A 10,081-nucleotide genomic window follows, 5' to 3' on the forward strand; every position below is an offset into this window, starting at 1 on the left:
ACAATCAAGGTATGCGACTCTTTCCCTGTGTGTTGATTGCCTTTTTGCAAGCGGCTTATCTGCCAGTGGCCCATGCCCAGGCGGGTGATGAGCTGTACCAGCAGGCTATTGATGATATTGCACAGCTGCAGTGGCAGGAAGCGAGCTGGCTGTTGGAAGAAGTGCTGCAGCTCAACCCCAATCATCAGGGGGCGAAAGTTGATTTAATGCTGGCCTATTGTCAGCTGGAAGACTTTAGCCGGGCAGGGGCTTTACAGCAGCAATTACGCGCTTTGCCGGTATTGCCGCAGGCCATCAGTGATCTGATCAGGCAAAAAACAGAACAAGGTTGCACTGAAAAAACACAGTGGCAGGGGCAGCTGCAAAGCTGGATCGCCAGTGACAGCAATTTAGACCAGGGCAGCTCCAAGCGTTGGCTGGAAGTGACATTGCCAGATGGGGTTTTTAATCTGGAAGTGGATCAAAGCAGCCTGCCCAGATCTGGCTGGCTGGCCGGGATTGAAGCACAGGCCATGGCTACTCCGCCCGGAGGGAGCCAATGGGCATTGCATGCCGGAGGCGTGCAAAGCTGGCCGCAAAGCGGTCAGAGCATGCGCTGGTTTGGCGGATTCTGGCAGCCGCAGGCCCGCAGTGACTGGGGGGTGGGCGTGCAGCAATTCTGGCTGCAGAGCGAGCCTTATCAGAGCAGCATTTTGCTTGAATACCGTGGCCTGCCATCGCTTGGCCGCCTTGAGTCTCTATTACGTTTACGTGCGCAATTTGTGGATATCGATCCGCGCTATCAAAGCCTGCATAGTGAATGGCGCGGTCAGCATATCAGCCAGTGGCGGTGGCTCTGGCTGGATAATCGTGCCCAGCTGGGGTTTGAGTTTTCTCCGCAGCGCCCGGGGGGAAATCAATACAGCGGCGAGCTGAGCAGCAGGCTGGTTTATCCCTTTGGCCCGCATAGCTTAGAGCTGCAGCTGCGCGCCAGAATAGCCCATGATCAGGATGGCTACAGCCCGCTGCTGGAATACAACCAGGCAAGGCAAAGTGTGCAAAGCCAGGCGGCTTTTGCCTATCAGTGGCAGAGCCTGTGGCTGGGCAAATGGCGGCTGGAATACCAGTATCAGGAGCAAAACGACAGATTGCCGCTGTTTTCATGGCAAAAGAAAATGATTTCTTTGTCTTATAAGCAGGATTTTTAAAAGCGGGTGAAACCCTTTAATTTATTTAACATTATTTCAGGGTTTCACTCGCTTCTGCAGATGGGCTGAGACCCGTTCCTGCTATGCCGCCGCCAGCGCCTGCTCCAGGTCATCCAGAATATCGTCGATATGCTCGATGCCAATCGACAATCTCACCATATCTTCGCTCACCCCGGCTTTTGCTAATTCATCAGGCGTCAGCTGGCGGTGAGTGGTACTGGCTGGGTGGCAAGCCAGAGATTTGGCGTCGCCGATATTCACGAGGCGGGTAATCAGTTTCAGCGCATCCTGGAAGCGCGCTCCGGCCGCTGCACCGCCTTTGACGCCAAAGGTCAAGAGGCCCGATGCCTTGCCGCCAAAGTATTTTTGCACCAAAGCATGTGATGGATGATCGGGCAGGCCTGTGTAATTAACCCACTGCACCTTGCTATGACCCCGCAGGAATTGCGCCACTTTCAGGGCGTTTTCTACATGCCTGTCCATGCGCAGCGCCAGTGTTTCTAAGCCTTGCAGAATCAAAAAGCTATTAAAGGGCGAAATCGCCGCGCCCATATTCCTGAGTGGCACGGTACGGGCGCGGCCGATAAAGGCGGCGGGGCCGAATGCTTCGGTGTAAATCACGCCGTGATAGCTGACTTCTGGCTCATTCAGGCGGTTAAAGCGTTGTTTGTGATCCGCCCAAGGAAATTTACCACTATCCACAATCATGCCGCCAATGCTGTTGCCGTGGCCGCCGATATATTTGGTCAGCGAATGCACCACAATATCTGCGCCATGCTCAAAGGGGCGGGTGAGATATGGCGTGGGTACGGTGTTATCCACAATCAGCGGCACGCCGCCTGCATGGGCCACTGCGGCAAAAGCGGCGAAATCCACCACATTACCCAGCGGGTTACCAATGGATTCGCAATAGATGGCCTTGGTGCGCTCATTAATCAGCGCGGCGGCCGCTTGCGGATCATTGGCGTCAACAAACTGCACACTAATGCCATATTGCGGCAAGGTATGGGCGAGTAGATTGTAAGTGCCGCCATAGAGGGCGGTGGTGGCGATAATATTGTCGCCCGCCTCGGCAATGGTCATGATGGCGTATGTAATAGCGGCCAAGCCTGAGGCCAGCGCCAGCGCGCCAACGCCGCCTTCCAGTGCTGCGATACGTTGCTCTAATACATCGGATGTCGGGTTCATGATCCGTGTATAGATATTGCCTTTAACTTTTAAATCAAATAGATCCGCACCATGCTGGGTATCGTCAAAAGCGTAGCTGGTGGTTTGATAAATAGGCACCGCCATCGACTTGGTGGTGGGATCAATTTCATAACCAGCGTGTAGAGCAAGCGTATCAAATTTCATGCAAAGCCTCCGAGGGGGTGGAAAGTGCCTTGGAAACTGTAGCATTTTTATTTAGACCAAAAATCAATTTTTATTATTTTCTTTAGACTAAATTAAGCTATAGATAGCGAGCTTACGCTTTAAATATTAACGTTGCTGTCAATTTTTCATGGATTATTTGTAATTAATTTTAAAGCTCACCCAACAACCAGGAGCTTGCAAAAGCAAAGTACTCGCGCAGCCATGCGTTATAGCGGATGGCCAGCGGGGTGGGGGCCGATGCAAAATCTACAATGGGAAACCCTTGTTTTCTGGCAATTTTGGATGCGCGTAAAGTGTGAAAATCATTGGTGATAATGAGCACTGGCCCGGCTGCTTTTTCTTTGAGCAGGCGATAGCTGAACAGCAGGTTTTCTTCTGTGCTGGTGCTCTGGTTTTCCTGCATGATGCGCTGCTGAGCAATGCCGTGGGCCAGCAGATAGCGCTGCATGGCATCGGCTTCACTGATTTCCTCGCTGAAACCCTGGCCGCCAGAAACCACAATCTGAGCCTTGGGATATTGCGCCGCATAAATCAGGGCGGTATCCAGGCGGGCACGCAGCATGGGGCTGGGTTGGGTTCCATCGAGGCCAGAGCCCAGCACAATCAGTGTTGAGGGCGGGTTTTGGATGCGGTCTGGTATGGCCAGTGTGCAGAAAAAAGCCAGTAAAGAGATCAGCCATAGCGCTGCCAATAATTTAAACCAGGGCCATAACCGCAGCCGGTAGCGCTTAGCGGCCAGCCAGCGCTGCCAGCTGGTGTGCTTCAGGCTGTAGCTTAATAAACCAAGGCCCAGGATGGCAGGCAGAACCGTGCCAACATTAAATTTAGCCGTGCCAAACAGAATCAGAGCATCGATCAGTAAAATGCTGCCGGTGAGTATTTGTAATCGTGCCAGCCATTTATTTTGCATTTTGAGGCTTACTCAAGCGATAAAGACAGTGTTCTTGCAAAGGATGGCCCTCTGCCACTTTGGGGTGCATAAAGGTTTGGGGATCTCGCTGCATACCCAGCTTTTGCATCAGGCTCTGTGAGCGCAGATTAGGCAGGGCGGTGAAGGACACAATCTCATCCAGTTGCAGAGCATTAAAGCCAAAGTCTAAAGCGGCCCTTGCCGCCTCACCAGCATAACCCTTGCCCCAATAATCAAAAGCCAGCCGCCAGCCTATTTCTACACAGGGTGAAAACGGCAGCTCAGGAATCGGAATATGCAGGCCGGTAAAGCCAATAAATTGCTGCGTTTCTTTCAGCTCCAGCGCCCAAAACCCCCATCCCCTTTCTGTAATGAGATCTGCAATCCGCTTTTGCAGCACTAGGCTGGCCGCTGCATCGACAGGGCCCAGCAGATATTCCATCACCCGTGGGTCGCTGCTCATTTGAGCAAAAGTTTCAGTATCCGACGCCCGCCATTGGCGTAAGCGCAGGCGCTCGGTGGAGAGTTCGATGATTTTGGGCATGGGCACTTTTTGAAATGAGTTTTGTAGGGCGTGAAACGCCGTAAGCGTTGCATAGCGTTTTGTCAGCCCTTATTTTTCCATAAAAAAACCGGCCTTCACAGGCCGGTTTTTACTTGGGCTGTGCAGCGATCAGCCAACAAATTGACGAGCATTACGGAACATGCGCATCCATGCGCCGTCTTCCGCCCAATCGCTTGGGTGCCATGAGTTTTGCACGGTGCGGAATACGCGTTCCGGGTGCGGCATCATGATGCTGAAGCGGCCATCAGCGGTGGTGACACCAGCAATCCCCTGCGGGCTGCCGTTTGGATTAGCCGGGTAGGCTTCGGTGGTTTTACCATGGCTGTCCACATAACGCATGGCCACCAGTGCCTTGCTGATATCGCCCTGCTGGCTGAAGTTGGCAAAGCCTTCGCCATGCGATACCACCACAGGCATACGGCTGCCGGCCATTTCGCTGAAGAACAGCGATGGGGATTTTGTTAGCTCAGCCATCACCAGGCGTGCTTCAAACTGCTCGCTCTGATTACGGGTGAATTTAGGCCAGTGCGCAGCGCCGGGGATAATGCCGGAGAGATTCGCCATCATCTGGCAGCCGTTACACACCCCTAAACCAAAGGTATCTGAGCGGCCAAAGAAGGCTTCAAATTGTGCGCGGGCTGCAGCATTAAACAAAATCGATTTTGCCCAGCCTTCGCCCGCACCCAGTACATCGCCGTAGCTGAAGCCACCGCAAGCGGCTAAGCCCTGGAAGCCTGCCAGTTGCACACGGCCAGAAATCACATCGCTCATGTGTACGTCTACAGCCGTAAAGCCTGCACGGGTAAATGCGGCGGCCATTTCTACATGGCCGTTCACGCCTTGCTCACGCAGTACGGCGATCTTGGGGCGAATGCCGCTGGCAATAAATGGCGCTGCAATATCTTCGTTCTGATCAAAGCTCAGCTTGGCGAATAAGCCTTTTTCCTGCTTATCGCTAAGGCGTGCGTATTCTGCATCGGCACCGGCCGGATTATCCCGCAGGCGCTGAATACGCCAGCTGGTTTCCGACCATGCTTTATGCAGATCAACACGCGATTCTTCCAGAACCAGGCGATTACGCGCCTTGATTTTGAGCTTGTCGTCGTGGTTGGTACTACCGATCACATGCAGCTCAGAGCGAATATCCACATTAGCAAATGCGGCAATCACGGCGGCTGTATCGGTACGTTTCACTTGTAAGACTGCACCCAGCTCTTCGTTAAACAGCACCCCCATCACGCGGGCATTGGCATCACGAACTACGTCTTCAGCGGTAATTTCATCTTGCTGACGCTGACGGCGACGACGCTCGATACACAGCTCGTCTACTTCCAAGGTCACGCCCACATGGCTGGCAAACATCATTTCAGCAATCGTGGCAAACAGGCCGCCATCAGAGCGGTCGTGGTAGGCCAGCAATTTGCCTTCTTCATTGAGCTGCTGAACCGTAGTAAAGAAGGATTTAAGGTGTGGCACATTCACGATGTCCGGCGCGCTATTACCAATCTGCTTATAAACCTGTGCCAGTGCAGAGCCACCAAGGCGGCATTTACCATCGCCCAAGTCGATCAGAATCAGATCGGAATCAACACCAGTCTGTAGCTCAGGGGTCAGCGTCTTGCGTACATCGGTCACCGGTGCAAAGGCAGAAATCACCAGGGAAAGCGGAGCCACAACTTGCTTTGCCTTGCCTGCCTCATCCCAGACGGTCTTCATTGATAATGAATCTTTACCCACCGGAATCGATACGCCCAGCTCCCGGCACAGCTCCAAGCCGACAGCTTGCACGGTGTCATAAAGATTAGCGTCTTCACCTGCATGGCCTGCAGGTGCCATCCAGTTTGCAGACAGTTTTACATCAGACAGCTGACGAATCGGTGCAGCCGCAATATTGGTCAGCGCTTCACCGACGGCCATGCGGCCGGAAGCCGGGCCAGAAATCAGCGCCAGCGGGGTGCGCTCACCCATCGCCATGGCTTCGCCTAAATAGCTGTCATAAGCCATTGCGGTAACGGCCACATCGGCCACCGGAACTTGCCATGGGCCAACCATCTGATCGCGTGCGGTAAAGCCGCCCACGGTGCGATCGCCAATATTAATCAGGAAGGATTTATCGGCAACGGAAGGCAGACGCAATACGCGGTAAGCGGCTTCTTTCAGCTCTATGTCAGATGCGTCAAAAGCAGTCAGCTCTGGTGTAATGCGGCTCACGTCGCGTGTCATTTTTGGTGGTTTGCCGAGCAAGACATTCATCGGCATATCGACAGGCTTGTTATCGAAATGATCGTCAGCCAGCACCAGTTGTTTTTCATCGGTAACACGGCCAACTACGGCAAACGGGCAGCGCTCGCGTTCGCAAATCGCTTCAAAGGCCAGCAAATCTTTAGGATCGATCGCCAGTACATAACGCTCCTGGCTCTCGTTAGACCAGATTTCCTTAGGCGCCATGCCTTTTTCTTCGATATTCACTTTGCGCAGATTAAACACCGCGCCCTGGCCTGCATCGTTCACCAGCTCAGGGAAGGCATTGGAAATACCACCCGCGCCCACATCGTGAATCGACAGGACCGGGTTATTTGCACCCAGCTGCCAGCAGCGGTCGATCACTTCCTGCGCACGGCGCTGGATTTCCGGGTTGCCGCGTTGTACGGAATCGAAATCCAGATTGGCGGCATTGTCGCCAGTCGCCATCGAGCTGGCCGCGCTGCCGCCCATACCAATCAGCATGCCGGGGCCGCCGATCTGGATCAGCAGCGAGCCATCTGGCAGGCCGTTTTTCTTTACGTGCAGGGCGCTGATATTGCCCAAACCACCGGCAATCATAATGGGCTTATGGTAGCCACGGCGCTCGCCGTTCAGGTCTTGTTCAAAGGTGCGGAAGTAACCACAGATATTCGGGCGGCCAAATTCATTATTAAATGCAGCAGCGCCAATCGGGCCTTCGATCATGATATCCAGCGCGCTGGCAATGCGATCTGGCTTGCCGTAAGGCTGCGCTTCCCAAGGCTGCTCAGCGCCAGGAATATTTAAGTTAGATACAGTAAAGCCAGCCAGACCCGCTTTGGGCTTAGAGCCACGGCCGGTTGCGCCTTCATCGCGGATTTCACCGCCAGAGCCAGTAGCGGCACCGGCAAATGGCGAGATCGCTGTTGGGTGGTTGTGCGTTTCCACCTTCATCAGAATATGGGTTTGTTCGCTGCTGAATGCGTATTCTGCGCTGCCTGCCTGTGGGTAGAAGCGGCCGATTTCTGCGCCTTCAATCACCGAGGAGTTATCCGAATAAGCCACAACCGTGCCCGCTGGTGCGGCTTTATGTGTTTCGCGGATCATGCCAAACAGGCTGTAATCTTGTTTTTTGCCGTCGATAATAAAATCGGCGTTAAAAATCTTGTGGCGGCAGTGCTCAGAGTTAGCCTGGGCAAACATGGTGAGCTCAACATCGCTTGGGTTGCGGCCCAGCTTGTTGAAGTTTTCTACCAGGTAATCAATTTCATCGTCGCTCAGAGCCAGGCCAAATTCGCTATTGGCTTTAAGCAGAGCGGCTTTGCCACCACCGAGAATATCCACAGTCAGAAAAGGCTTAGGCTCAAAGTGGCGGAACAGCTCACGGCCAGCTTCTAAGCTGCTGAAGACTTCTTCAGTCATTCTGTCGTGGATTAATGGCAACAGAATATTTTGTTCTGCTGCAGACAATGGGCTGCCGTCTTCCTTGCTGGCGTAAATTACAACGCCGCGCTCGATGCGGGCGATTTTGCCAAGGCCACAGTGTTGGGCAATATCGGTGGCTTTAGATGACCAGGGAGAAATGGTCCCCAGGCGCGGCAAGACCATCATCAGGCTGCCGGTGGCCAGCTCAGGCTGAGCAGGTTCGCCATAGTGCAGAATCTTGCTGAGGATCGTGTTTTCGTCCTGCGTAAGCCCGGCGCTCGTTTCGGCAAAGTGCCAATACTCAGCGTAAATTTGCGCAGAAATACCTTTCACAGCCAGAGCGGCGGTCAGTTTTTCGACCCGGAAAGATGAAAGCGCGGTACCGCCGCGCAATTGGAGAACGTCAGCCATGTCTTTGATCTTTGATAGGAAAGCCTCGGGAAGTCGCAATGATACCCAAAAACGACTCATTTCGCCTCGAATATCGGCAAAGTGATCTAACTATATGGGATTTTTAGCAGGCTATACTGACTTGCGAAAGGTGTTTTCTTGGTTTTGCTTACTGTTAGTTTGGTTGAATATTTTAATATGCTGAATGTAAAGATAGGATTTGGGGATGAGTGCAAGCATAGCTAGAGTAGGAATTCATGACGAAAACAGCTAAGGATTAGATCTTGCGGCAAATATTCTTATTTCCTGATGGCGGGCTATTTACTTTTCATAAACTGTTGATTAAAAAAACGTACAGACAATAGTCTGTACGTTTTTAATACACTAATACACCATATTACTAATTAAAATTTATAAGTTACATTTACATAGGCTGATCGGCCAGTGGTGCCTGCAACATACTCATTTAAGTACACAGAGAAAGGTCCGGCACGATCGAGTAAATTATCTATACCAGCTGTAATTCTTAATGTTTTGCTGGCTTTATAAGAACCAGATAGTCTAACCATGGAGTAAGAGCCAATTTCACGCCCTTCGTTAGTTGGTTTAGCTACGTCACCCTCGTCCAATACGCTTGCATAAGTGGTTGTGGCTGCTGAAATATCCCATACAGGGGTCTCAAAGCCAACAGTAAATACATTGCGCCATTTTGGGGTGTATAAGCCACCTAACTTATCCAGCGGTGCTGCATCTGCGATATCTGAGCTTTCATTAGTCAACACAAAATTGGTTTGATTGCGTAATGTAAACTTGCCTATTTCAAATGCTTGCTTAAAGCGAAGATCCACATCAATCCCACTTACATTCAGCTGCCCTACGTTAACAAAAGGTGTTTTAAATGCAACGATACGACCTTTGTTCAAGCCTGGATACTGAGCCTCTAAAGCAGGATTACGAGCTGCACGCTCAATGAGAGCGGCCATTGCAGGGTCTTTATCTTCATTGTCGAGAATGTACTGGGCATTTAATGTTTCGATAGCATCTTTTGTTGCAAAGCTATACCAGTCGATTGTTGCTGAAACTTGCTCAATTGGCTGCAATACCATACCAAAAGTATAATTGGTGGTTGTTTCGGGTTTGAGATCTGGGGCTCCATCCACATATAACTTGGCTGAGTATTTACATTTAATTGGTTTGTCTGGCCCATAGCCTAAAGGTCCGCAACGAGCTACATCATTGATATTGTTGTTGTATGCCGTTGCGCCACGCATATTGGTTTGTTGCAGTGTCGGCGCTTTAAATGTGGTGGTTGCGGTACCGCGCAATTTCAACCAATCTATTGGCTGGTATGCAAATCCTAGCTTAGGATTTAGTGAACCACCAGCATCACTGTAATGGTCGTAACGCAGTGCGGCTTGAATTTCAATATTTTTTAATACTGGTAGCGCTAATTCACCATAAATGGCTTTGACGGAACGGCTGCCAGCCGCCTCTGAAGAGCCTTGGTTTTCAATATTGCTTTTAAATGTTCCATTTGCTTGCAGTACTTTAGTCATGGCATCGGGCGTGTCTGAAGCGGACTCATGCATATAACTTAACCCAAATGCAATACCGGCATCTCCGCCTGCAAGGGTAAACAAATCTGCACGTGTGGCTTTTACTTCGGCGGTGAATAGGCGGGCATCACCTTCACGATTGCTTCGATACAATAGTTTTTGAACTTCACTATCTGGGTTGCTGGCAATCCAAGGATTGTAACCACCCTTTTGATAAGCTTCATCAATTTTATCAACTAATAGCACGTCGGACTTTTCGTTTGCTTTGCTTTCACTTATGGTCAATGCCGTTTCAGCATCCCATCCGGCTACAGTGCCACGTACACCCCCTGTGTCAGGATAGTTGAGATACTCCCTTTTCAGGGATTCTAACTTACTCAGGGGGCTGGTTACTTATCATGTCGCGTATTCCCAAGGCTCGTAAAGATGCCATTTTAAGCAAAATGCTTGC

The 10,081-nt window shown here is 51.4% G+C and carries 6 protein-coding genes; 1 reads left to right on the forward strand and 5 read right to left on the reverse strand.

Annotated features, from left to right (window positions below; genetic code table 11):
* The first annotated feature begins 11 nt into the window (after positions 1-11).
* A complete protein-coding gene (locus tag CSQ88_RS01925) occupies positions 12-1,187 on the forward strand; it encodes a hypothetical protein (protein WP_143449383.1) in 1,176 nt (391 codons plus the stop codon).
* 81 nt (positions 1,188-1,268) lie between these two features.
* On the opposite strand, the gene CSQ88_RS01930 is transcribed toward CSQ88_RS01925, so the two are convergent.
* From CSQ88_RS01930 to CSQ88_RS01950, 5 genes are all read right to left on the reverse strand, one after another.
* Positions 1,269-2,540 carry an O-acetylhomoserine aminocarboxypropyltransferase/cysteine synthase family protein gene (locus CSQ88_RS01930; RefSeq protein WP_099396434.1) on the reverse strand — a complete coding sequence of 424 codons (1,272 nt, stop codon included), beginning with the start codon at positions 2,538-2,540 and terminating at the stop codon, positions 1,269-1,271.
* A gap of 169 nt (positions 2,541-2,709) precedes the next feature.
* Complete coding sequence (locus CSQ88_RS01935) at positions 2,710-3,471, reverse strand: YdcF family protein (protein WP_099396435.1); 762 nt, start codon at positions 3,469-3,471, stop codon at positions 2,710-2,712.
* On the reverse strand, positions 3,461-4,015 hold the full coding sequence (locus CSQ88_RS01940; protein ID WP_099396436.1) for a GNAT family N-acetyltransferase: 555 nt from the start codon (positions 4,013-4,015) through the stop codon (positions 3,461-3,463). The genes CSQ88_RS01935 and CSQ88_RS01940 overlap by 11 nt, the downstream gene beginning before the upstream one ends.
* Positions 4,016-4,144: 129 nt before the next feature.
* Positions 4,145-8,095 (reverse strand): phosphoribosylformylglycinamidine synthase, encoded by a 3,951-nt coding sequence (gene purL / locus CSQ88_RS01945; protein ID WP_099396437.1) that lies wholly within the window; start codon positions 8,093-8,095, stop codon positions 4,145-4,147.
* 383 nt (positions 8,096-8,478) lie between these two features.
* Positions 8,479-9,915, reverse strand: coding sequence for a TonB-dependent receptor domain-containing protein (locus CSQ88_RS01950; RefSeq protein WP_180273496.1), 1,437 nt, complete (start codon positions 9,913-9,915; stop codon positions 8,479-8,481).
* Positions 9,916-10,081 lie beyond the last annotated feature (166 nt).

It is taken from the genome of Iodobacter sp. BJB302 (genome assembly GCF_002735645.1).
GTDB lineage: Bacteria > Pseudomonadota > Gammaproteobacteria > Burkholderiales > Chitinibacteraceae > Iodobacter.

Excerpts from the sequence above, each read along its gene's own strand:
- CSQ88_RS01930 (WP_099396434.1), bottom strand. The coding sequence starts at position 2,540 with ATGAAATTTGATACGCTTGCTCTACACGCTGGTTATGAAATTGATCCC.
- purL (WP_099396437.1), bottom strand. The coding sequence starts at position 8,095 with ATGGCTGACGTTCTCCAATTGCGCGGCGGTACCGCGCTTTCATCTTTC.
- CSQ88_RS01940 (WP_099396436.1), bottom strand. The coding sequence starts at position 4,015 with ATGCCCAAAATCATCGAACTCTCCACCGAGCGCCTGCGCTTACGCCAA.
- CSQ88_RS01935 (WP_099396435.1), bottom strand. The coding sequence starts at position 3,471 with ATGCAAAATAAATGGCTGGCACGATTACAAATACTCACCGGCAGCATT.
- CSQ88_RS01925 (WP_143449383.1), top strand. The coding sequence starts at position 12 with ATGCGACTCTTTCCCTGTGTGTTGATTGCCTTTTTGCAAGCGGCTTAT.